The 23,752-nt window shown below is 62.0% G+C and carries 18 protein-coding genes, 1 tRNA gene and 1 pseudogene; 8 read left to right on the top strand and 12 right to left on the bottom strand.

The window, feature by feature from the left end; genetic code table 11:
- The 4 genes and pseudogenes from ACWIVK_RS12335 to fusA all read right to left on the bottom strand — a co-directional run.
- Nucleotides 1–180: pseudogene (locus ACWIVK_RS12335) on the bottom strand (threonine--tRNA ligase); the annotation flags it as partial.
- A gap of 415 nt (nt 181–595) precedes the next feature.
- Nucleotides 596–669: transfer RNA gene (locus ACWIVK_RS12330), tRNA-Val, on the bottom strand.
- A gap of 253 nt (nt 670–922) precedes the next feature.
- Nucleotides 923–1,351, bottom strand: a complete 429-nt coding sequence (locus tag ACWIVK_RS12325; RefSeq protein WP_448577027.1) for a ribonuclease HI family protein — start codon at nt 1,349–1,351, stop codon at nt 923–925.
- Between the two features lie 76 nt (nt 1,352–1,427).
- A complete protein-coding gene (gene fusA, locus ACWIVK_RS12320; protein WP_448577026.1) occupies nt 1,428–3,506 on the bottom strand; it encodes an elongation factor G in 2,079 nt (692 codons plus the stop codon).
- A gap of 182 nt (nt 3,507–3,688) precedes the next feature.
- Here fusA and ACWIVK_RS12315 point away from each other — a divergent pair, with 182 nt between their 5' ends.
- The gene (locus ACWIVK_RS12315) at nt 3,689–4,810 is read left to right on the top strand and encodes a M42 family metallopeptidase (protein WP_448577025.1); all 1,122 of its coding nucleotides are present in this window, start codon (nt 3,689–3,691) and stop codon (nt 4,808–4,810) included.
- Between the two features lie 12 nt (nt 4,811–4,822).
- Here ACWIVK_RS12315 and ACWIVK_RS12310 read toward each other — a convergent pair whose 3' ends face one another.
- Nucleotides 4,823–5,596, bottom strand: coding sequence for a type III pantothenate kinase (locus ACWIVK_RS12310; RefSeq protein ID WP_448577024.1), 774 nt, complete (start codon nt 5,594–5,596; stop codon nt 4,823–4,825).
- 143 nt (nt 5,597–5,739) lie between these two features.
- Between ACWIVK_RS12310 and ppc the strand changes: the two genes are divergently transcribed.
- Nucleotides 5,740–8,526: a phosphoenolpyruvate carboxylase gene (gene ppc, locus ACWIVK_RS12305; protein ID WP_448577023.1), complete on the top strand. Its 2,787-nt coding sequence runs from the start codon at nt 5,740–5,742 to the stop codon at nt 8,524–8,526.
- Here the strand turns inward: ppc and queG are convergent.
- From queG to rseP, 4 genes are all read right to left on the bottom strand, one after another.
- Nucleotides 8,489–9,667, bottom strand: a complete 1,179-nt coding sequence (gene queG, locus ACWIVK_RS12300) for a tRNA epoxyqueuosine(34) reductase QueG (RefSeq protein ID WP_448577022.1) — start codon at nt 9,665–9,667, stop codon at nt 8,489–8,491. The genes ppc and queG overlap by 38 nt on opposite strands.
- Nucleotides 9,654–10,619, bottom strand: coding sequence for a carbohydrate kinase family protein (locus tag ACWIVK_RS12295; protein WP_448577021.1), 966 nt, complete (start codon nt 10,617–10,619; stop codon nt 9,654–9,656). The genes queG and ACWIVK_RS12295 overlap by 14 nt, the downstream gene beginning before the upstream one ends.
- Before the next feature lie 20 nt (nt 10,620–10,639).
- Nucleotides 10,640–11,791 carry a flavodoxin-dependent (E)-4-hydroxy-3-methylbut-2-enyl-diphosphate synthase gene (ispG, locus tag ACWIVK_RS12290; protein WP_448577020.1) on the bottom strand — a complete coding sequence of 384 codons (1,152 nt, stop codon included), beginning with the start codon at nt 11,789–11,791 and terminating at the stop codon, nt 10,640–10,642.
- A gap of 92 nt (nt 11,792–11,883) precedes the next feature.
- Nucleotides 11,884–13,200 carry an RIP metalloprotease RseP gene (gene rseP, locus ACWIVK_RS12285; RefSeq protein WP_448577019.1) on the bottom strand — a complete coding sequence of 439 codons (1,317 nt, stop codon included), beginning with the start codon at nt 13,198–13,200 and terminating at the stop codon, nt 11,884–11,886.
- Nucleotides 13,201–13,483: 283 nt separating this feature from the next.
- Between rseP and ald the strand changes: the two genes are divergently transcribed.
- From ald to ACWIVK_RS12270, 3 genes are all read left to right on the top strand, one after another.
- Complete coding sequence (ald, locus tag ACWIVK_RS12280; RefSeq protein ID WP_448577018.1) at nt 13,484–14,596, top strand: alanine dehydrogenase; 1,113 nt, start codon at nt 13,484–13,486, stop codon at nt 14,594–14,596.
- Nucleotides 14,597–14,665: 69 nt separating this feature from the next.
- The gene (locus ACWIVK_RS12275) at nt 14,666–15,610 is read left to right on the top strand and encodes a tyrosine-type recombinase/integrase (RefSeq protein ID WP_448577017.1); all 945 of its coding nucleotides are present in this window, start codon (nt 14,666–14,668) and stop codon (nt 15,608–15,610) included.
- A gap of 72 nt (nt 15,611–15,682) precedes the next feature.
- Nucleotides 15,683–17,089, top strand: coding sequence for a glycine--tRNA ligase (locus tag ACWIVK_RS12270; protein WP_448577016.1), 1,407 nt, complete (start codon nt 15,683–15,685; stop codon nt 17,087–17,089).
- Here the strand turns inward: ACWIVK_RS12270 and ACWIVK_RS12265 are convergent.
- Nucleotides 17,081–17,962 (bottom strand): ParB/RepB/Spo0J family partition protein, encoded by an 882-nt coding sequence (locus ACWIVK_RS12265; RefSeq protein WP_448577015.1) that lies wholly within the window; start codon nt 17,960–17,962, stop codon nt 17,081–17,083. The two genes, ACWIVK_RS12270 and ACWIVK_RS12265, sit on opposite strands and share 9 nt — an antisense overlap.
- 71 nt (nt 17,963–18,033) lie before the next feature.
- On the opposite strand from ACWIVK_RS12265, the gene ACWIVK_RS12260 reads away from it, so the two are divergent.
- On the top strand, nt 18,034–18,948 hold the full coding sequence (locus tag ACWIVK_RS12260) for a CPBP family glutamic-type intramembrane protease (RefSeq protein WP_448577014.1): 915 nt from the start codon (nt 18,034–18,036) through the stop codon (nt 18,946–18,948).
- A 6-nt stretch (nt 18,949–18,954) separates the two neighbouring features.
- On the opposite strand, the gene ACWIVK_RS12255 is transcribed toward ACWIVK_RS12260, so the two are convergent.
- Nucleotides 18,955–20,388 (bottom strand): zf-HC2 domain-containing protein, encoded by a 1,434-nt coding sequence (locus tag ACWIVK_RS12255; RefSeq protein ID WP_448577013.1) that lies wholly within the window; start codon nt 20,386–20,388, stop codon nt 18,955–18,957.
- Complete coding sequence (locus tag ACWIVK_RS12250) at nt 20,385–20,978, bottom strand: RNA polymerase sigma factor (RefSeq protein ID WP_448577011.1); 594 nt, start codon at nt 20,976–20,978, stop codon at nt 20,385–20,387. Before ACWIVK_RS12250 ends, ACWIVK_RS12255 begins: the two co-directional genes overlap by 4 nt.
- 510 nt (nt 20,979–21,488) lie before the next feature.
- On the opposite strand from ACWIVK_RS12250, the gene ACWIVK_RS12245 reads away from it, so the two are divergent.
- Complete coding sequence (locus ACWIVK_RS12245; protein ID WP_448577010.1) at nt 21,489–23,363, top strand: bifunctional homocysteine S-methyltransferase/methylenetetrahydrofolate reductase; 1,875 nt, start codon at nt 21,489–21,491, stop codon at nt 23,361–23,363.
- A 99-nt stretch (nt 23,364–23,462) separates the two neighbouring features.
- On the top strand, nt 23,463–23,752 hold a 290-nt coding region (rplS, locus tag ACWIVK_RS12240; protein ID WP_448577009.1), incomplete at its 3' end, for a 50S ribosomal protein L19.

The raw sequence follows: 23,752 nt of genomic DNA, 5'->3' as shown, positions 1-23,752 counted from the left end.
GAAATCGTAGTAGAACCCGTCGCTGATCGCTGGGCCGATCCCAAGCTTGCTTCCAGGGAACATTTCCAGTACGGCCTGCGCCATCACATGTGCGCAGGAGTGCCGCATCCTCGCCAGCTCCAGGTCGGCTTTGCTCTCCGTGACAACCTGAACATCCATGTCCTCGGTGATGCCAGACATCATGCACCCCCTTCACCGACTCATCGCACCGTTCAAACCAAAAGGGGCCTGCCGCACCCAGAGGGACGACAGACCCGTCCTGACGTGGTTCCACCCTCGTTCCGCCCTACCGCGCCTCCCTACGGTAGGACGCTCGTCACTGCCCAGTAACGGGGGCAAACCGGGCACGGCTACGAGACACAGCGTTCACCGGCCAGCTCACGGGTGGTCTTCACCGGGCACGCCCCTGATGAGGCTCACAGCCAGCGGCCTCATCTCTCTGAACAGGTATCACCCGGCTACTCCCCCGGTCGACGCCTTTCCGCGCTGGCTCACTCGCTCAGCCGATCCCGACATCCGGATCGGAACTGGAGACCCGCGCTACCCGTCTCATGGTGAAAACCCGCTGGCGCCCCGGCTGGCCCCAACGGGCTAGTGGGCGGTAGTAGACTCGAACTACTGACCTCCACGATGTCAACGTGGCGCTCTAACCAGCTGAGCTAACCGCCCATGCCGCTACAGATTATAGCCGAGCTGGTTACTCCGTGCAAGAGATGCCTCTGCAACCCAGTGACCGGCCGACCGTACGCTGCATTCGCTTCTTCTCATATCACCACCATTCCGACCCCTCTGCGCGCTGAGACTCCGGTATGCCTGTGCGTCAGCAGCGTGCCGGAAGCGCCTTCCCGACATCGCGGGTGTTCCCGCTGGTCGATCGCGAGTTCTCACAGCTTGGGGTTGCCTGATTCCTCGAAGCTAACCTTCAGTGTCCGAAGTAGCTGTAAATGACCTCGCGCGGACGCCACGTGATGCTCCACTCGGCGAAACGATCCAGCAGAGACACCGCTTCACGATGGAGCGGCTGCAAGTTGGGATGCCTGACCTTGTACTCGCCGCTGAGTTGACGTGTAACGAGTTCGGAATCGGTCATGACTGAGACGGCGAAACTCGCTGGCGACGCACCCTCTCGCTCGAGTTCTGCCAAGAGCACGTGGAGTGCCGCGAGGAGCGTGCGATATTCGGCTTGGTTATTCGTGAGTTCTTCGCCGAAGTCGATCCGCTCGACGATCGGTGGTCGATCGGGTAGCTCCAGCCGGTAGCTGCCATAAGCGGGACCAGGGTTGCCCTGAGAGCCACCGTCGAAGATCACCACGATCGTTCGCCGACCTTCCTGCAACTGGCCTTTCTTCATCTCATCTCCTCATCGACAAGCTGGAAGCTGGGCCGGAGCCCAGCTTCCAGGTTCCTCGCGATTCCGGTCAGCGTCGTCAGCTGGCGACTGCCGCGTGACGAGCGCGCGATTCTTGGATGATCGCTTCGGCCAGATGTTGTGGAACGGGCTGATAGTGACTGAACGCTGTGTGGAAGGTTCCGCGGCCCTGCGTGAGCGAGCGCAGCTCGGTCGCGTAGCGCTGGATCTCGACCAAGGGAACTAATGCTTCGATCGTCGTTCGACCGTTGTCGCCTGGCGACATGCCGAGCACCTGAGCGCGCTTGCCGTTCAGGTCACTCATGACGTCACCGGTATAGGCGTCGGGAACCGTGACGCGCAGCCGCATGATCGGCTCGAGGAGAATAGGCTTGGCTGCGGCCTGTCCTTTGCGGAATGCTTGTGCCGCCGCGATCTTGAAGGAGAGTTCGGAGGAATCGACGGAGTGGTACGATCCGTCGACGAGGGTCACCTTGACGTTGACGACCGGGTAGCCGGCGAGTACGCCCTCCTCCATCGCTTCGCGGACCCCCTTCTCGACCGCGGGGATGAACTGTTTGGGCACGACGCCACCGACGATCGTCTCATGAAACTCGAACTCCGCGTCCGGCAAGGGCTCGAGATCGAGGAAGACGTGACCGTACTGGCCGTGACCCCCAGTCTGCTTCTTGTGCTTGTATTCGACTCGACGGACCGGCACGGAAATGGTCTCCCGATAGGGGATGCGTGGAAGGCTCCAGTCGACATGCACGCCGAACTTGCGCGCCATGCGGTCGAGCGCGATTTGGACGTGGCTTTCGCCGAGTCCAGACAGCAACGTCTCCCCAGTTTGGTTCTCGCGCCCGACGCGCAAAGTCGGATCTTCTTCGAGGATGCGATGCAGCGCGGTCCCCATCTTGTCGAGGTCCGTCTTGGTTCGAGGAGTCACGGCGACCGTGAATACCGGTTCCGGGAATTCGATGCCGGCGAGTCGGATAGGTCGAGCGGGATCGGTCAACGTATCACCGGTCCGCGCGACTTGCAACTTGGCGACCGCTCCGATGTCTCCTGGTCCGACTTGTCCGACCGGTGTCTGATCCTTGCCGCGCACGATGAACAGCTGACCGATCCGCTCGGTCTCGCCGCGTTGTGGGACGGCGGCCTGCGAATCGGTCCGCAAGGTGCCCGAGTAGACACGAAAATAGGACAACTTCCCGACGAATGGATCGGCGATCGTCTTGAACACGACCGCCGCGAGTGGTCCAGCGGGGTCGGGAGCGAGTTCGATCGTATGGCCGTCGTTGCGTTCGCCGCGAACTACTCCCGGAGCGGGGAAGTAATCGACGATCGCGTCGAGGAGCGGGAGAGCCCCCTTGAGTGACGTTGCAGCACTGACGAACACGGGCACGAGGCTTCTGCTCGCGATGGCTGCGCGGACGCCTGTCCGTAGTTCGTCCAGGGAGAGCTCGTCCCCTTCGAGATAGCGCAGCGTGAGTTCCTCGTCGCTTTCACAGGCGGCTTCGACGAGTTGGGTGCGGAATTCGTCGAGGAGTGGAACCAGTTCGTCAGGAAGGGCAGTCGGTTCGACACCGCCGTTGTCGGTGAATTGGTACGCCTGCCCACTGAGGACATCGACGTATCCGCGGAAGGTCTTTTCTTGTCCGATCGGCAGTTGCATCGGGACGACGCGATTGCCGAATGCCGTACGAGCGCTGGCGAGCGCTTTGGCGAAATTCGCGTGTTCACGGTCCATCTTGTTGACGAGGAGCGCGCGCGGAAGATCGCGCGCCTCCGCCAGTTCCCAGACGTGCTCGGTCCCTACCTCCACACCGACAGTCGCGTCCATCGGGATGAGGACCGCATCGACGACGCGCAGCGCGCTGTGTACTTCACCAACGAAGTCGAAGTATCCAGGCGTATCGATGAGGTTGATCTTGTGATCCCGCCACTCGAGCGGAATGATGCTGAGGATGATAGAGATCCGTCGCTTGTGCTCGTCCGGATCCCAATCGGAGACGGTCGTTCCGTCTTCGACTCGTCCGAGACGTGAGATCGCGTGGGTGGCATACAGGAGCGCTTCGGTCAAGGATGTCTTGCCGGTTCCGCCGTGTGAAGCGAGTGCGACGTTCCGGATCCGTTCAGGGGGATACTGCTTCACCGTACCCTCCTCACTAGCCAAACCAGCTGCCAGTGACCAGCGATCGACTGGCTAACTGGACTTGGTAATAGGACGAGTCGCCACATGGCGCACCTCGGCTTACGGGACTGGCACTTGCTAGTATAGCGCGCTGAGTGGGGTCCAGGTACACAGGATGGCGGAGTGAGTAGAGGAGTGAGTGCATGACGAGGCCGGAACAGAGTCGGGCGGCCGAGAAGGAGCAACTGTACCAGCTGGTCCGTGAACTGGCGCAACTCGATGGCGTCTCGGGCCACGAACAACCGGTCGTGGCCAGACTGGTGGACCTCTTGAGCCCGTATGCTGCGTCACTCGAGGTCGATTCGTTCGGCAACCTGTTCGCCTGGCTGCCCTCGCGCACTGAGCGACCGGTCCTGATGATCTCTGCGCACTCTGACGAGATCGGACTACTGGTCAAGGGGATCGAGCCGAACGGCTTCCTGCGAGTGGAGAAAATCGGTGGTGTCGTCGACAGCTTGCTTCCGGGGCGGCGCGTCCGCGTCCGTGGTTACCGCGGAGTGATCGGGGTTCGTCCTGGCCATCTCCAAACAGCTGAAGAGCAGCGTTCGGTGCCACCGGTTCGTGAACTGTACGTCGACCTGGGTTATGACTCGGTCGATGCGGTCCGATCGCTCGGCATCGAGATCGGCGATCCCATCGCGTACGATGAGCCAGTGGAGCGACTCGCTAATCCCGAGCGCATCTGTGGGAAGGCGCTGGATAACCGGGTCTCGTGTGCCGTACTCGTGCGTCTTGCCGAGCGACTGCGCGGAGCCGAACTACGGTGCCGAACCGTTCTCGTGGTCACAGTTCAAGAAGAAGTTGGTCTTCGTGGTGCAGAGATGGCCGCATACCGTCTTGCACCAGATGCCGCCATCGTCGTGGACACGGTGCCAGCGGGCGGTACTCCAGATACGGACGTGGTGAAAGACTTGGGTATTCGCCTGGGTGAGGGGCCGGTGCTGGCGCTCGCCAGCGGGATGGGGGGCGTGCGTGGGCATCTGGCTCATCCGGGTATGCGAGATTTTCTCGTTCGGGTTGCAGCTGAGCACGGTATTCCGATTCAACGCGCCTTGTTCCCACGAAGCACGTCCGATCTTGCAGCGATTCATCTCGTGCGGGGCGGCATACCCTCGATGGTCGTCAATATCGCTCGACGATATTCCCATAGTCCAGTGGAGACGCTCGATTTGGAAGATGTGGTCTGGACGCTCGACCTCTTGGAAGCGGCGGTGCGCTCCTTCGACGAGACGGTGAGGTTCTCTTTCCTCGCTCCTACTGTGTGAGGATAGCCAGTCTCAAGTCTCCGATGAGCGGCGCATTCGCTCGTATGCCGAGCGGAGCCCGTACAAGGTGAGATCCGCTTCGATGGCACTGAATTCGGGCACGAGCGGCGCGATCAATGTCGCGAGTCCACCGGTCGCGATCGCTGGCGCCTCGTGCCCGAGTTCGTTCCGGATACGTCGGATGAGGCCACGCACGAGTTCGGCATAGCCCAGAACGGTTCCAGATTGGAGACCTTCGCGAGTGTTGCGGCCGATTGCACGAGGAGGTGCCTCGAGGGCAACGGTGTAAAGACGTGCTGCTCGCTGCGTCAGTGCCTCGAAAGCGACGGTGATCCCGGGAGCGATGGCACCGCCGATGTACGCGCCGTCGGCATCGATCACGTCGAAGGTCGTTCCGGTACCGAAGTCGACGACGATGACAGGAGCGCCGTACCGTTCGACGGCGGCTATCGCGTTGCAAATGCGATCGGCCCCGACCTCGGCGGGGTGCTCCACCCGGATCGGAATACCATAGTCTTGCGAACCGTTGACGATGAGCGGCTCGAGGACGAAGTAGCGCTGAGCCAGTTCCTGAAACGTCACTGTCAACGATGGCACGACGCTCGAGATGGCGATCCCGTTGACCGCGCCGAGCGAAAGCCCTGCGCTCTGACTCAGAACGCTGAGTTGGACCCACCATTCGTCGGGCATGCGGTCCCGCGCCGTTGCGAGTCGCCAACGAGCGCGCAGTTCGTGACCAGCGAACAGGCCGACGACAACATTCGTGTTGCCAATGTCGATCACCATCAGCACTGGCAGGCTCCTCGTACTTTTCGGAAATCCGAGCAGCAGCCTTTCAACGCTGTAGAGAGTACCCTAGATCACGCGACTGGTCGCAATCAGTGCATGCGAAGATGCCTGCACGACTCGACGGAGAGGAGAGGTCAGGAATGGCGGGCGGACGAGCGCTCGACGATGAGCGGTCAGGGCAAGCCCTGAGAGCTGAACCGATCGACGGGCTGCGTAACGAGGTCAACCTGCTCGGTGCCCTGTTGGGGGATGTGCTCCGCGAACAGGGAGGCACCGAGCTCTTCGATCTCGTGGAGTGGGCACGGCTTCGCTCGATCGCAGGGCGAACGGCTGGAAACATGCGTGAAGCCTTTCGGGCGTTACTGGCGCGGCTCGAGGAAGCGAACGACGAGGAAATCTTCGGACTCGTCCGTGCGTTCGGTATCTTCTTTCATTTGATCAATCTCGCCGAGCAGCATCACCGTGTCCGAACGCTACGCCAGCGTGAGCGGCAAGAACGGGCTTTGCACGAATCACTGGAAGAAGCGTTCCTGACGTTGCGCGACCGTGGTGTCGAGCCGGATCGAGTGAAGGAACTATTGGACGACTTCTTGCTCTTTCCCGTCCTCACGGCCCATCCCTCGGAGACGCGACGACGGACGGTCCTCCAAACGCTGAGTGCGCTTGGGCAATCGATCCAAGAGCTGGATGATCCGCGGCTTTCGCCGCGCGAGCGTGATTGGCTCTTCGATCGCCTGCGCGAGGAAATCACGCTTCTCTGGCAGACGGCGGAAACGCGCCTGGCACGGCCGACGCCGCTCGATGAGGTACGGAGCACGATCGCGATCCTCGCGGGTCCGATCTACGATGTCGTTCCCCTCTATCGGCGCGCCCTCCGGCGGGCCATTCTTCGTGCGTATCCGGAACTGGCAGATGAGGCGGTTCTGAACAGATTGCCGATCCGGATCGCCAGCTGGGTCGGAGGCGATCGTGACGGCAACCCGGCGGTTACCGCAGCTGTCACCGAGGCGACGGCTCGGTTGATGCGCGAGGCCGTCCTTCGACGCTACCGTGAGGAGGTCGTCGCTCTTCGGCGAGCGCTGAGTGTCTCGGCACGTTTGCGCGGCGTCTCCGACGAGCTGATGGCGATGATCGACCAGGAGCGGGATCGGCTCGGTTTTGCGCCGGTTCGAGCTTGGGCTGACGAACCCTATCGACGGATGCTCGGGCTCATCGAGGAACGTTTGCGGCGAGCGGAGCACGGCGAGCCGGGAGGCTATGCGGTCCCTGAGGAATTTGCCATGCACCTACAGGTGATGGCTGACTCACTTCGGCAGCATGATGGGCACCGGATCGCGGATGGCCGACTGGCCGACTTGATCGCACGCGTGGATGTTTTCGGCTTCCATCTCGCCGAGTTGGAGATTCGTCAGGATGCAGTTCGCCACCGTGAAGCGCTCGCCGAGCTTTTTGCGTTGGTCGGTTCTGTTGGCTACGAGGCGATGCCGAGCGACGAGCGCGAGCGTCTCGCGCTGACTCGTCTCGAGCAGGGCCCCTTTGGCCTTCCACGTGGAGCGCTCACACCCGACACGCGGGAAGTGCTCGCCACTTTCGACGCGATCGGTCGGATCCAGCGACTGAGCGGTGAGCGAGCTTGCCACACGATCATCGTCTCGATGACCCGCGAGCCAGCCGACGTGCTCGGTACGGTCGTGCTGGCACGCGAGGCAGGGCTCATCGATCTCGCGAAGGATGGCCCCGTTCAATATTGCCGGGTCGACGTGGTTCCGCTGTTCGAGCAGATCACCGAGTTGGACCGTTGTGGCCAAATTCTCGCACGCCTGTTGGCCAATCCGATCTATCGCTCAGTCGTGAGGGTACGCGGTAACCAGCAGGAAGTCATGCTCGGCTACTCCGATAGCAACAAGGATGGAGGGTATGTTTCCTCCAACTGGCGCATCTACCGTGCGCAGGAGCGTTTGGCTGAGGTCGCGCGAGAGTTCGGTGTCCAGCTTCGTCTCTTTTACGGTCGTGGTGGAGCGATCGGTCGAGGAGGAGGCCCGATGGGACGGGCTATCCGTGCGCGGCCAGCGGCAGCTCGTCGACCTGTTCTCAAGACCACCGAGCAGGGAGAAGTGATCTTCGCCCGCTATAGCGACAAGGCCATCGCACTGCGGCATTGGGAACAGATGTCGCATGCACTGATCGGTTCTCTGGGGAGCGATCCTGACCTGTCGATCCCGGAAACGTGGTACCGGATGATGGAGCGGTTGGCAACTTGGTCGCAAGAGACGTACGAACGATTGGTCAAGGGCGAGCCAACGTTCGTCCGTTTCTTCACCAGCACGACGCCGTTTCCAGAACTCTCCAGCTTGAACCTGGCCTCGCGGCCAGTCGCTCGCCGGGGCAGTTCCGACAGCGAGCTCCGCTTTGCCGATCTGCGGGCGATACCATGGGTTTTCAGCTGGACACAAGCGCGCGTGAATCTGCCAGGATGGTACGGACTGGGAACAGCACTCGAGCGCGCGTTGGCCGCGGGGGAGGAATCCACACTCCGCGAGATGTATCGCCGTTGGCCCTTTTTCGAAATGCTGCTCGACAACGCGCAAATCAGCCTCGCGACAGCGGACATGCTGATCGCCGAGTGCTACGCGACGCTCGCCGGGGATGACGGGTGGATCTTCGAGCGGATCGTCGACGAGTACCAGCGGGCTGTGCGAACCATCTTGGCAGTCACCGATCAACGCGAACTTTTGGAGCGTTCGCCGATTCTCGCCCGACTGGTGCGGTTGCGCAATCCGTACGTCGATGTCCTCCATGCATGTCAGATCGTCTTGTTACGTCGGTACCGGGGAAGTGCCGGCACAGGTGAGCGTCCGTCGCGCCTCTTGGATGCCATCCACCACAGCATCAATGCGATCGCAGCAGGGTTGCAGACGACCGGTTGAGCGGCGCCGGTGGCGAATCGAGCACTCGCTCGATTTCTTGTCGTACAGACGAGTCGGTCTCTTGCGCGAGAGCGCGCTGGAGCACGGGGAGGCTCGCGGCATAGTCGATCCGCGCCATCGCCCAGGCGGCATGGCTGCGAACCAGGGGCTCATCATGCGCGAAGACTGCCCAAGCCAGTATCTTCAAATGTCTCTGGTCACCGACGTTGCCCAGCGCGACTGCAGCGTTGCGGGCGAGACCGACCCGCTTCGCACGCAGGACAGGACGACCCCGGTAGACAGATCGAAACTCGTCTTCCGTCATCGTGAGCAGCCACTCGAGTGATGGAAAACAGTGCTCGAGGCGTTCTGGGAAGACGACCGGATCGTCAGCCCGTCGTGCGGCAGCGGTATAGGGACAGACTTCTTGACAGATATCGCACCCGAACACCCAGTTAGCGAGGAGAGGACGCACTTCCCAAGGAATCGGCCCGCGATGCTCGATGGTCAGGTAAGAGATGCAACGAGGAGCGAAGAGTTCATAGGGGCGGATCAATGCACCGGTCGGGCAGGCGTCGAGACACCGCTGGCAGCGCCCGCAGCGTGGGCGCAGTGGTGCATCCGGCTCGATATCGATATCGAGCAGCAACTCACCGAGGAGCACCCATGATCCATAGCGAGGCACGAGGATCATCGTGTTCTTACCCTGCCAGCCGAGTCCGGCGCGGGCTGCGATTTCCCGGTCGACGATCCGTGCAGTGTCCACCAAGAAGCGAGCCTCGATCGGTCGGCCACACCGTTCTTCGAGCAACTGGTGGAGTCGTTTCATCCGTTCGCGGAGCACACGATGATAGTCGTGCCCCCAGGCGTAGCGCGCAATCCGACCACGGGCGATTCCATCGTTGGGAGGAACGATATCCGGTAACCAATAGGGGAGGGCGACACTCACGATGCTGCGGGCGGTGGGATGCAGGTTGTGCGGATCGCCGGCGATGCGGGCTCGTTCTTCATCGAACCAGCTCATACCAGCGAGATGACCGGCACGGATACGGGCGCGCAAGAGATCAGTCAGCCCGGGGAACGGATCAGCAGTCGCGACCGCCAGAAGCGATAGCCCGCACCGCGCGGCGAGTTCGCGGAGCTCGTCTTTAGCGATGCACATGCGGTACTCCGCTGAGGAAGGCCTCGAGTTCGTCGCGCGTGGGTAATGCAGTGCGGGCGCCGAGCGCCCGGGTGGCGAGTGCTCCCATCGCGTTTCCGAGTCGCCCGACTTCGCTGAGAGGCAAGCGTCGCAAGAGGCCGTAAATGATGCCGGCCGCGAACGCGTCACCAGCTCCGGTGGGATCGATCGCTCTCACCTCGAAGGCAGGAACCCGGACTGTCTCACTCATAGTGGCGAGGATGCAGCCGTCTCGGCTGCGACTGATCGCCACGAGGCGGGTCGTGCCGAGCGGCATCCAACCCCGCAGTGCCTCGAGCGCGGCGTCGACACTCGTGCAGCCCGTTATGGCGCAAACTTCGTCCTCGTTGCCGATGAGCACATCGTGTTGGAGGGCTAACCGACGAGCCCGTTCAGACGGCACCATCGCGAGATGCGTGAGTGGCCCAACGAGACGGGTGCGTGGTGCGACGTGCGCTGGAAGATCCAGCAGGAATTGGCGGAGATCCTCGTCTTCGACGTCGATGACGACGACTCGGCACTGGAAGACGCGCTCCAGCGGAAGCGGATCACCGAGGCGAAGGTGCGCTCCTGGGGACCAGAGGATGGTTCGCTCTGGCTCGGGCGAGACGAGGATCGAGCAACGATCGGTCGAACTCTGTGCTCGTGGTGGAACGAGGTGGAGTTCCAGTTGCTCTCTAGAGAGTTCGGACACCAGTCGTTGTCCCCACGCATCGTCTCCGACTGTCGTGACCAGCAGAGGACGTACCCCCAAACGGGCCAGCGCGACCGCGACATTGGCTGCCGTGCCTCCGCCGGCCTCGGCGCGAGCAGTGACGATCGCGCTGGCTCCTGATCGGGGGAACCGGTCGAGAACGAAAAACTCGTCCCAGGACGAGCTTCCGATGACCGCCACAGTTGCCTGGGACGACTCGGACATGGGCTTCGGTTGCACGTTGGCACCTCGCCAGATGGTCAGGCAGAGATGATCGGGATACTGATCTCGCGTCGCGCCTGGGTCGATCCCGCGCGTCGTTCGGCGAGGATCGCTTCGATCTCTTCCTTCAAGGCAGGAACGATTTCGTGTTCCTCGACGCGGCGAACGATCTTTCCTTTGCGGAAAATGACCCCTTTGCCGCGACCGGCAGCGACACCGACGTCGGAATCGCGTGCTTCCCCTGGCCCGTTCACGACGCACCCCATCACCGCTACCTTGATCGGCTCCTTGACAGTGCGCAGGTACTCGTCGATCTCGTTGGCGAGACGGAAGAGATCGACTTCCACACGTCCGCAGGTCGGGCAGGCGACCAGCGTGGCGCCGCGTTCCCGAAGTCCCAAACTCTTCAAGATCTCATATGCGACCCAGACTTCCTCGACCGGGTCGGTCGTCAGCGAGACCCGGATCGTATCACCGATGCCCTCATGCAAGAGGGTGCCGATGCCGATCGCTGATCGGATCGCCCCGGCCTTCGGTGTACCGGCCTCGGTCACCCCGAGGTGAAGCGGATAATCGTTGAGTTTGGCCATGCGGCGGTACGCCTCGATCATGACCGGAACCTCGAACGCTTTGAGGGAAATGACGATGTCCCCGAAGTCCAAATCTTCCAGTATCTTGACGTGACTCAAGGCCGTGCGGACCATGTGCTCGGCGATGAGCTCCGTCTGCGTGGCCCCTCGAGCGGCCATCTCGTCGACGAATTCGCGTGTCATCGGCGGCAGGGAGCCGAAGTTGACTCCGATGCGAATGGGGACACCGCGCTCTTTCGCTTTCTGCACGACCTCGCGCACTTCCTCTGGCTTGCGGATATTCCCTGGATTGAGCCGCAGCTTGTGGACACCTGCCTCCAGAGCCTTGAGGGCGAGCGTGTGCTCGAAGTGAATATCGGCGACGACCGGAATCGGCGAGCGGGGCACGATATCCGCCAAGGCAGCGGCCGCGATTCGATCGGGCACCGCAACGCGCACGATCTCGCAGCCTGCATCCGCGAGCTCTTGGATTTGCCGGAGCGTCGCCTCAGGATCGCGTGTATCGGTTGTCGTCATCGACTGGACAACGATCGGTGCGTCTCCACCGATCTGAACGTCACCGACCCAAACTGGTCGAGTTTTGCGTCGCTGGTAGGCCATGCTGTGTCGACCTCCCGATCCGGCGCTCATGGCGCCCTGGGTTTTCGCTTCATTCAGTATGCCTGACCGCGTTTGTCGGCGGTCCTGAGCGATCAGCGGAGGAGCGATTCGCCACTGAGCAATCGTCCGATGTCGGCGAACGCGATGACGAACATGAGTGTGAGCAAGATAGCGAAGCCGATCAGGTGAATCAATCCTTCCTTTTCGGGCGAGATGCGCCGACCACGAATCGCTTCGATGAGCACGAAGAACAGACGACCACCGTCCAAGGCTGGGAAGGGAATGAGGTTGAGAATGGCGAGATTGATCGAGAGCAGAGCAGCGAGATGTCCCAACGTGACCCAAATGGGCTCCGGGCTGATGGCGAGAAGTTCAGACGTCAGTTGTCCCATGCCGATCGGACCAGCGAGATCGGAGAGGGACGCTTCGCCGCGAATCAGCATGACGAGCCCCTGCACCATTTGGACCACCATGATGGCGGTTTGCCTCGCAGCCTCGACAGGGATTCTCCAGAGCGGCACCGGTGCAGTCACCAATGTGGGTCGGAGCGTCATGCCGAGGTTCGGCGTTTCACCGCTCGCGGTCGAGGGAACGTGGATCCTGAGCGTGAGGAGCTGACGGTCTCGCTCGATGACGATGTCGAGCGCCTCACCAGCATGTTGTTGGATCAACAAGAAGTAAACGGCTGCGTCCTCAGCTGGATAGCCAGCGATCCGCACCAAGCGATCACCCGGGAGCAAGCCAGCGAGGTCAGCCGGTGAGCCCGGTTGGACGGCTGCCACCGTCAGTCGCGCTGCCGGCTCCATGACGACGCGGATACCAGTGCGTCCTTGGCCGGGTGGCGGATTTTCGCGTGGGACGACTGTCGTTTCGATCCGTTCGTCTCCCCGGAGCAGGGTAACACGCAGTGGTCGGCCAGCTGCCCGTTCGGTCCGCTCCACGAGTTCCGAGGCATCGCGGACTGGCTTGCCATCCAAGGCAACGATGCGATCAGCAGGTCGCCAACCGGCTCGAGCAGCCGGTGAATCGGGCACGACCTCAGCGACATAAAGATGAAACTGCGGTTCGCCTCGTAAGCCGACCAATGCCATCATGATGACGAAAGCCAGCAACAGATTCATCAAGGCGCCGGCACCGAAGAAGACGGCCCGTTGCCAGCGGGGTTTCGTTTGCAGGCTGTCCGGCCCCACCGTGTGACTGTCCTCGCCGACGACGCGGACGAATCCTCCGAGCGGAATCGCGTTGACGGAGTACAGAACACCACCGCGCCGGATCCCGAACAGACGCGGCGGAAGTCCGATCCCGAACTCCAGGACACGAATGCCGAACAGTCGTGCAGCGAGAAAGTGGCCGAGTTCGTGTACGAGGATCAGGACAGCCAGGATCGGTACGATGATGAGGGCTTGCATGGTCACTCGCTTTCTCGGGCCGGATGACCTGCCCGACCGACTAACTGTAGCGGGGCCGATGCTTTCCCGTCAAATCGCTCTTCGCTGAGGAGTACGCCGTTGGAGGAGCACGCGAGAGGGCAACGCGCATGAACTCGGCAAGGATCGGTTTGCCGCTGTCAGCCTAAGGCTCCCCGCTTGTGAGGAAGTGGATTTCTCGGCGACAATAAGCGCCGTCCTGCCGGTTTGGGCGGCATGGGCGGCAGGACGACGCGAGCGGCATGTATGGTTGGGAGGTCGAGCCTTGATCATCGGGATTCCACGCGAGAGGAAACCCCGCGAATATCGTGTTGCCCAGCCACCCCACGGGGTACGCGAACTGGTTCGTCACGGACACCGCGTGCTCGTGGAGCGTGGGGCGGGGGTCGGCAGCGGCTTCGCTGACACCGACTACGAAGCAGCAGGAGCCGAATTGGTCGAGGATGCGGAGACGGTGTGGTCGCAATCCGACATGATCGTCAAGGTCAAGGAGCCGATCGAGTCGGAGTATCGTTTTCTCCGCCCCGGCCTCATTTTGTTCACGTTTCTTCATCTCGCGGCTGACGAGCGTCTGACTCGCGAACTCATGGCGCGCGAGGTCATTGCCATTGCCTACGAAACGGTGCAATTACCGGATGGGTCGCTCCCGCTCCTCGCGCCGATGAGCGAGGTGGCTGGTCGGCTGGCTATCCAGGTTGGGGCCTACTATTTGATGGAACCGTATGGAGGACGGGGCGTGTTGCTCGGCGGTGTTCCTGGTGTCGCCCCGGGCCGCGTCGTCATCCTCGGGGGAGGCACAGTCGGGACCAATGCTGCACAGATGGCGTTGGGGTTAGGTGCTGAAGTGCTGCTGTTCGACATCAATGTCGAACGACTCCGTTACCTGGAGCAGATCTTGCATGGCCGGTTCCAGACGCGGGTGTCCAGTGAACAAGTGATCGGTGAGGCGATACGGGAGGCAGATCTCGTCATCGGGGCTGTCTTGATTCCCGGTGCCCGTGCACCCAAACTGGTTACCCGTCAGATGGTGCGGGGGATGCGACCTGGGAGCGTCATTGTCGATGTTTCGATCGATCAGGGCGGATGCGTCGAGACTGCACGCCCGACGACGCACGACGCGCCGGTCTACGACGTGGACGGCGTGCTGCACTACATGGTGACGAATATGCCGGGTGCTGTTCCGCGGACGAGCACATTCGCACTCAGCAATGTGACGCTGCGGTACGTCCTGGAGTTGGCAGATCTCGGTGTGGTCGCTGCTGTCCAGCGCGACCGAGCCCTGGCCAAAGGCGTTAATGTGTTTAGAGGAAGGATCACGCATCCTTCCGTTGCGGAGTCGTTCGGTCTGCCGTACGTGCCCCTCGAGGAGCTCTTGTAGGAGAGCGTAGCACGTGCGGTGAGCTTTCGTGTTTTCTCGCGATTCGGACGGAGAGTGGAGGCTGGACCGATGCAGCAGGCGATCGAGGAGTTCTTGACGGGCGTGGTGCGCGAGCGAGGCTTGTCGCCGAACACGATCGCAGCGTATCGGAACGATCTCGAGCAGTTCGCGAATTACGTTGCAGAGCGGTTCGGTCTGAGAGACTGGAGCGAGTTGGCGAGCGAGCATCTGGAGGCCTTTCTCGGCTACCTGCGTGATCGCCAATACGCAGAAACGACGGCAGCGCGAAAGCTCGCGGCGATCAAGTCGTTCTGTCAGTACCTGGTTCGTGCTGGGCTGACTGCGGCGAATCCGGCAGATGGTTTGCCGGTCCCCCGAGTTGGTCGCTTTACGCCGCGCGCCATCGGTCCCAAGGAGATCGAGCAGCTGATCGCCGCTGCGTCCACTGATCGCACGCCGGAGGGATTACGCGATCGTGCGATGCTGATTACATTGGCGACGACTGGCCTGCGGGTCAGTGAGCTCACGGCTCTCGACGTGCGAGATGTCGATCTGAATCGTGGAGAGCTGAGCGTACGTCGACCGAATGGCCGGGAACGCGTCGTTCCACTCGCTCGCGAAGCGATCGAAGCACTTCGCGACTATCTCGAACGCGGTCGTCCAGGGTTCACGACCCTGAAAGGCGAACAGGCATTGTTTCTCAACCATCGTGGAGCGAGGCTCACCCGGCAGGGCTTCTGGTTGATCCTCAAGAATTACGCAGCCGCGGCTGGACTCCCGGAGGTGACACCGCATACCCTGCGACACTCGTTCGCCGTTCGAGCTCTCGCTGATGGGTGGGACCTGCGCGATCTCCAGCGGGTTCTCGGGCATGTCAGTCCAGCGACGACCCAAGTGTACCGGCAACTCCTCGAGCGCATCGTCCAGTCGGATGGCCGACTCGTGACCGACCCTGGGTGCTACCATGAAGAGTTGACGATGGGGGCTGCTCGAGATCGAGCAAGTGAGCGGTAATTCGACTGGTGATCGCTCGACAGCCCCTCGTACGAGCGAGGGGCTGCGTTTGTCTTCAGGAGGGGACTTTCGATGGACGGGCGACACGCTGCCACTGTCCGACTGGAGACGATCGTCTCGCTCGCCAAGCGTCGCGGTTTCGTATATCCGGGAAGCGAGATCTACGGAGGTCTGGCGAATACCTGGGACTTCGGGCCGTTGGGTGCCGAGTTGAAGCGGAACCTCAAGAACGCATGGTGGGAATACTTCATTCAACGTCGCGAGGACATGGTCGGCCTGGATGGTGGAATCCTCTTGCATCCCCGGGTATGGGAGGCATCCGGGCATGTGGAAGAGTTCAACGACCCGCTGGTCGACTGCCGGCGTTGCAAGAGTCGCTTCCGGGCGGACACGCTCATCGAGGAGCGGCTCCATCGCTCGACGGAAGGCTTATCGCTCGACGAGATGACCAGACTGATTCAGGAAGCGAACCTGGCCTGTCCAGTCTGTGGTGTTCGTGACTGGACGCCGGTCCGCAAATTCAACCTCATGTTCCGAACTTTTATCGGCCCCGTGGAAACGGAGTCGACACCGGTCTATCTGCGCCCGGAGACAGCCCAGGCGATCTTCGTCAATTTCAAGAACGTCGTGCAAACGAGTCGCGTCAAAATTCCGTTCGGAATCGGGCAGATCGGCAAGGCCTTCCGCAATGAGATCACACCGGGGAACTTCATTTTTCGCCTGCTCGAGTTCGAGCAGATGGAGATCGAGTACTTCATCCGGCCGGAGATGTGGGAGGAGTATTTCGATCACTGGTTGAACGAGATGGGGCAATTCTTGCGTTGGATCGGATTCAAGCCCGATCGCCTGCGGACTCGCGAGCACGGTCCGCAGGAACTCTCGCACTATTCCCGCAAGACAGTGGATTTCGAATACCTTTTCCCCTTCGGCTGGAAGGAGTTGTGTGGTCTGGCCTATCGTACGGATTATGATTTGCGTCGACATCAGGAATTCAGCGGTGAGGATCTCACCTACTTCGACCAGGAGCGTAACGAGCGCTACATCCCGCACGTGATCGAGCCGACGATGGGTGTGGAACGGCTCTTCCTGGCCTTGCTGTGCGATGCCTACGACGAGGAACCGGCAGTCGACGTGAACGGTAATCCCTACACGCGCGTCGTCCTTCGCTTTCACCCGCGAGTTGCCCCGTACAAGGTAGCGGTCCTGCCGCTTCTGCGGAAACCGGAGCTCGTCACCGTGGCACGCGAGGTCGCACACGAGCTTCGCCAGTATTTCCGGATCGAGTATGACGAAACACAGAGCATCGGTCGGCGCTATCGTCGCCAGGACGAGATCGGGACGCCGTACTGTGTGACGATCGATTATCAGACACTCGAGGATCGTACCGTGACGATCCGGGACCGTGACACGATGCAACAAGTGCGGGTCCCGATTTCAGGGCTCGTCGAGGAGATCGAGTCGCGCCTGCGGTCAGCCTAGTTCTGCCAGGTGATCGTCGTGGGACTGTCTGAGAAGTTCATCGAGGAGTCGCGCGAGTTCCTCGGCGGAATGATAGTGAATGATCAACCGGCCGCCGCGCGCGCTCGTACGGAGTTCGACCTTGGTGCGGAGGCGTGAGCGGAGGACATCGATGACGTGCTCGATTTCGGGGGCGAGTCGGGGACTCGTGCGACGCGGTGATTTCTTTTCTCCAACCCAACGTCGAACCAGTTCCTCGGTTTGGCGAACTGTCAAGCTTCGCTGGCGTATCTCCTGGAGCGCGGCCAGTTGGCTCGCTGTATCTGGCAGAGAGAGTAGCGCACGCGCGTGCCCTTCCGTGATATCGCCCATGGCGAGCGCACGCTGAATGGCCTCCGGCGCCTCGAGCAGGCGCAACGTGTTGGCGATAGCCGAACGACTTTTCCCGACCCGGGCGGCGACCTCGGCCTGGGTCAGACCGAACTCGTGGATGAGCGTCCGGTAGGCAGTGGCCGTCTCCAAGGGCGAGAGATCGGCACGCTGGAGGTTCTCGATCAGTGCGATTTCGACTGCGTCCTTCGGGGACAGGTCACGGACGAGAGCGGGAACAGTCGTCAGTCCGGCTAGCCGGGCAGCCCGCCAGCGTCGCTCACCAGCGACCAACTGATAAGGGGGCTGCCCGCCGTTGTAGGTTACGACGAGCGGTTGGATGATTCCGTGCGTGCGGATCGACTCCGCGAGTTCCTGCAAGCTCTCCTCGGAGAAATATTGCCGGGGCTGGCGGGGATTGGGAGCGATGTCGTCGAGCGCGATCTCTCGGATCGCGTCCGGATCGACGGTCGTTCGAGGAATCAGGGCGTCCAGCCCCCGTCCCAAACCACTGCGGCGTGCCATCGTCCTCCACCGCCTGCACCTCGATGCGAGTCTAGCACGGTCGATGCGAGCGTGAGCCAGGAGGAAGTCCGGTGTGGCTGATCGAACTCGCGGCCATCGTCCTTCTCGGCGCCTCGGCGCGAGCGATCGGTGAAGCCGCGGCGTACAGCCGCTGGGTTCGCGCGGTCGTTCACCTCATGATCGCTGCCTTCGCTCTTCTCTCGCTGGTGCTCGCGATCGTCGCGACTACTGTCGGGGAGCGAGCGCTCGCGATCCGGGCGATCGGCGCGGGACTGGGCGTCGGACTGGCCTGGTTGGGGGGCTACCGACGTTTCCTCGCGCGGTGGGTACCGATCGATCCTGGCTCGATCCTCGATGCCATGGGCTTGGCAGCGCTCCAGGGCGCGATCGGCTTTTTCGGGGGGGCGCTGCTCGTATCGGAAACATTGCCTCCGTTCGAGGTGAAAGCCGAGCAACTTGCCGTGCAGGCAGTCGCCGAGGTATTCCTGGCGTTCATCTGGATCGGGTTTCCGACGCGACGGAACTGGCGGGAGGCATTGGAACGGCTGGGACTCCGGGGGATCGATCGCCGTGTCGTGGCAGCCAGTATCGTGTTCACGCTCGCTCTCTTTGCGGTGTCGGGCGTGACGAGCCTCGCGGCGAGTACACTGCAACCAGGCGTCGTCGAGCGGATCGAGGAGCGCCTTCTGCCGCTCACGACTGCGTTCGCATCTCCAGTAGCAGCCTTCGCACTCGGCTTGCTGGCGGGCACCGGTGAAGAGATCCTGTTTCGAGGAGCGATCCAGCCGCGCTATGGTCTTCTGTTGACGACGCTCCTTTTCACTGTGCTGCATATCCAATACGAGTTTTCCATCGTCAGTCTCGGTGTCTTCGGGTTGGCGATCCTGCTGGGGCTCGAGCGCCGCTGGTTCGGCACCACTGCGTGTATTCTCACCCATGCACTCTACGATGCACTCGCCATTCTCGTGCAGGCCTCGCTGCGCTGAGCGAGATCAACCTGACGGGAACTGCTGCCACGTTCCATCGCTGTACAGCGCGTAAATGAACCCGCGGTCGCTGGAGATGAGAAGGCCGTGCTCGAACGTTTGGATCCGGGCTCCAGCCGTCATGACGTGGAGGTCGGATTCGGTCGCGAACCCGAGTGGTTCTGCCAAGGCGAGCGCTTCCCAGACTTGTCCGAACGTTCCTCCAGGTAACCAGAGATTCGGCTCCACCTCGCGGAACTCCAAGGGGGGGTCGGTGGGGGTCGGCTCGGCCACACTTCGCCAGGTGCCAGCTGCTTCCAGGATGTAAATGGTCATAGTATCGAACCGCTCGACCATGATGCCACGTTGGAAGACGAGCTCGGCAGCGTTGACCGTCAAGGCGGGTGACACCGGTGCACCGAGGCGTTGCTGCACCGTCTGATTGCCCCAGTACAGTCTGGCGAACGCGCCGGTCACTGGAATCGGTTCTGGAGTCGGCGGCGTTGGTGTCGGGGTAATGGGCGCAGGCATCGCTTCCGGTGTCGGAGTCGGCGTCGGTGCAGGGGACAATGACGGAGTCGGCGTCGCAGTCGGGCTGGGGTCGAGGATCGGCGGTGAGACAACAGCTGGTGGGGCAGGGTGGGTTCTCGACGGTTCTTCGGAGGGCGCAGCGGTCGGTGATGGAGCGGGAGGAAGTGGTGGCGGTGCAGGTGTCGGAACAGCGGTCGCGATGGGTGGCGTCGACGATGGTACGACAGCAGTCGGTGTGGGCGTTTCGAGAGCGTGCACGATCGCGCTCGAGGTCCGGAAGGTGAGCACGAAAGCGCTGCCGAGTCGGTACCCCCAGCGGTCCTCTGCGTCCGCCAAAATAGCGATCTGGTAGACGGTGTCAGGGAGCAGGGTAACGCGACGAATCTCGTCCGCACCGATGACGAGCTTGCTGCCGTTCCAGCTTATGGGAAGTCGATCTCGCTCACCGGGCGGCAGGATCCGCAGGTTCGCCAAGACCGATTCCTCATTCATCGGCTTGGAGAACACGATTTCGATCGGTTGGTAGATTGGCCACAGTTGCTGCGAGGAACCGGCTGGACTGGAAGCGATGACCCGCGGTGGCTGGATCCGTTGGTAGCCGAGGCTCGCACTCAAGAGAGCGACGAGAAGGACGATGACACCGAGTGCGGACGAGGCGACCGCGAGGCGAAAACGCTGGGAGCGTCGGTACTGGCGCTCGTCGACCGCGATTCGCTTCCAGAGGTCGTCGCGAAGGTGCTGAGGGGGTGGTGGGACAGGGGGCAGACGGCGAATCCGCTCGCGGAGTACGCGATAGTCCTCGAGAAGGCGTCGGCAGTCTGTGCATTCCGCAAGATGAGCCCGAAGTCGCCGCTCGTCTTCGACGGACAACTCGCCGTCGAGGTAGAGAGAGAGCAGGTGGCGAAAGCGACGACAACGGTGGGAGTTCATGAGTCAGACTGTGCCTCCATCTCGCGGAAAAGACGCCGGAATTCTTCGCGGGCCCTGAAGAGGAGGGACTTTGCAGCGGAGCGGGAGATACCCAGGATCTGAGCGATTTCCTCGCTCGAATACCCCTCGTACTCGCGGAGGATCAATGCTGCTCGGTAATGGGGCTGGAGCCGCTGGAGCACCCGCTCCACCGCATCCTGCGTTTCAGTCTCGATGAGTGCTCGTTCCGGGTCGATCGCGTCCGAGCGCAGCGAGGAGTTTTGCCAGGGAGCGAGGTGATCGAGCCGCAACCAACGGAGTCGGTTGCGCCGTCGCAGCGCATCCAGGCAGACGTTGGTGGCGATCCGGCGAAGCCATCCAGCGACGTTCAGGTCATCGGTGGTCTGCGGAAGTGCGCGATACGCTTTGATGAAGCACTCCTGGGTCAGGTCACTCGCTTCTTCGGCATTTCCGACCATGCGATAGATAAACTGATAGACCGGACGTTCGTACTTTTGATATAGCAGTGCGAAAGCATCGTGGTCACCAGCCTTGGCGCGGGCGACACACCGCAGTTCGTCTGCCGCTGACCATGCAACGGACCCCGACATCCCAGGCCCTCCCGTTTCTATAACGAACGACGGCTCGTCCGGATGCGGTGTGCTCACGGCAGCACTCCTGACGGGCCGATCGTACACGCTTTCGAGCCGGTTGTCAATTCGGTGAGCAGGGAAAATCGACGGCACGGGTTCAGGGCACTGCGGCTGCCCCAACCGCTATGAGAGACTCGACTGGGGGTGTGCACTTCTTTCGCTCCGTCGAGCGATTCGTCCGACCAGTCATCGGGTGGTGCAGAGTGGGATACTCGTCGAACTAGGCAAAGACGAGCTCCCTCGACTCGTCCTGTTCGCGGAAGCTCGCAGTACCGAGTCGTGCGTATCCTGCTGGCTGGTGCCTCTCCTGGGCGGTAAGCGGTGAGAAGCGAGCAGCGTCAGGAGAGCTCCATCCTGCACGCCTCGGTCTCGTCGCCGCGACGTGGCGTCCGACGTGACGATGCCGATCCGCGTACACTCGATGACTGAGTGGCTGGGTCAGTACTCGACTGGTGGAGTGTTCGAGACATGAAGCATCCGTTTCGTGAGCGGATCGAACAGGGCGTTCTCCTCGCTGACGGCGCCATGGGGACGCAGCTGTACGAGCGAGGCATTCGGTTGGATCGTTGCTTCGAGTCGACGAACCTGACTCATCCGCAACTCGTCGTGGAGATCCACCGGGCTTACATTCTGGCGGGAGCCGAACTCATCGAGACCAACACCTTCGCGGCCAACCGCGTCAAGCTCGAGGCCTACGGTATGGCGGAGCGTGTGCGTGAGATCAATCGCCGTGCTGTCCGTCATGCACGAGAGGCTCGCGAGATTTGTGGTGTGCCGGTTTTCATCGCGGGCGCCGTAGGGCCGAGCGGACGCCTGCTCGCACCGGTGGGGACGGTTGCGCCGGAGAGCTTGCGACCAGTTTTCCGCGAGCAGATCGAAGCGTTGCTCGAGGGTGGGGTCGATCTCCTCATTTTCGAGACCATGTCCCAACTTGCCGAGATCCGCGAAGCGATCATGACTGCACGCGAGGTCTGTGATCTGCCGATCGTCGCCCAGATGACGTTCGCAGCTGACGGTCGCACCATCGCCGGACACAGCCCAGAAGAAGTCGTGGCGACCTTAGCGGAGCTCGGCGTGGATGTGATCGGCGTCAACTGCAGTGTCGGCCCACGACCGACGCTCGAGGTGGTGCGGGCCATGATCGCGGCGAATCGTTGGGGTATCGCGCTTTCGGCGATGCCGAATGCGGGTTGGCCGACGGTGGTCGGTCATCGTGTCATCTATGGTGCATCGCCGGAGTACTTTGCCGATTTCGCGCGGGAGGCAGCAGCCTTGGGAGTTCGACTCGTCGGTGGTTGCTGTGGCACCACACCCGAACACATCGCGGCGATGCGGCGTGCTCTGGACGAGATCGAGGGACAAGAGCGTCCAGTGGTCGAGGTCAGGGCGCGCGTTTCGATACCGGTGACGGAAGCGGTTGCTCCGGAGGAGCCCACGCGCCTCGGGCAGAAACTCGGACGGGAGTTCGTGGTGAGCGTGGAGATCGATCCTCCCAAGGGGCTCAATCCCTCGAAAGCGGTCGAGGGAGCTCGCCTGCTGCGACAGGTGGGAGTCGAGTTCATCAACGTGGCCGACAGCCCGATGGCACGAGTGCGCATGAGCGCGCTGGCGCTTTGCGTGATTCTCCAACAGGAGACAGGTGTCGAGACGATCCTGCATCTCACGACGCGCGATCGGAATCTGATGGGGTTGCAGGCCGATCTCCTGGGGGCGCACGCGCTCGGTGTGCGCAACATTCTGGCGCTGACGGGTGATCCGCCGACGTTGGGTGACTATCCCCACGCGACCCCCGTCTATGATCTCGACTCGATCGGGCTCGTGCGTTTGCTCCAGAATTTTCGGCAGGGCTTCGATGCCGGTGGTGCCTCCATCGGTCGACCAGCGCTGTTCACGATCGGGGTCGCGTGCGATCCGACGCGTCCGGATCTTCAGCAGGAGGTGGAGCGTTTGCATGCGAAGCTTGCGGCTGGGGCTGATTTCATCATGACACAACCGGTCTTCGACTTCTCGACGTGGCGCAACTTCGTCACGCAGTACGAGGCCCGCTACGGACCGATCGAGGTGCCGGTGTTGTTGGGGGTGCTACCGCTGCAGAGCTTTCGGCACGCCTCTTTCCTGCACAACGAAGTTCCCGGCATCACGCTGACCGAGGAGGCGCTGGAGCGCATGCGGCGAGCTGGCCCGAACGGGCGAGCTGAAGGGGTGGCCATGGCACGCGAGTTGATCGCTGAGGCCTGCGAGTTCGTACAGGGTATTTATCTCATGCCTTCCTTCGGCCGTTACGAAGTCGTGGCTGAGGTGTTGAGCGCGCTCCCCGAAAGGTTGCGCGCCAGTACCCGCTGATTCTGTTGGAACGGTCTGCTATACTGCCCAGTGGTCGTCTTTCTGCGGCCGCGGGAGCGATGCCGCAGGCTGGGAAAGCACAGAATAAGGGACGCAGCCATGCAGGATCTCATCCGCAGTGTGCAACAGGAATACATGCGCAGCGATCTGCCTCCCTTCAGCCCTGGCGACACGGTGCGCGTACACTACCGTGTCGTCGAAGGTGGCAACATGCGTGTCCAGCCCTTCGAGGGCGTCGTGATCCGCAAACGGGGCGGGGGAACCGACGCTACCTTCACTGTTCGGCGCGTCGCTGCACACGGAGTCGGCGTCGAGCGGACCTTCCCACTGCACAGCCCATTGATCGAGAAAATCGAGGTGCTGCGGCACGGCAAGGTTCGGCGGGCGCG

This window comes from Thermomicrobium sp., assembly GCF_053493975.1.
The sequence above is the reverse complement of the archived record's forward strand: the minus strand, read 5'-3'. Positions and strand labels throughout refer to the sequence as shown.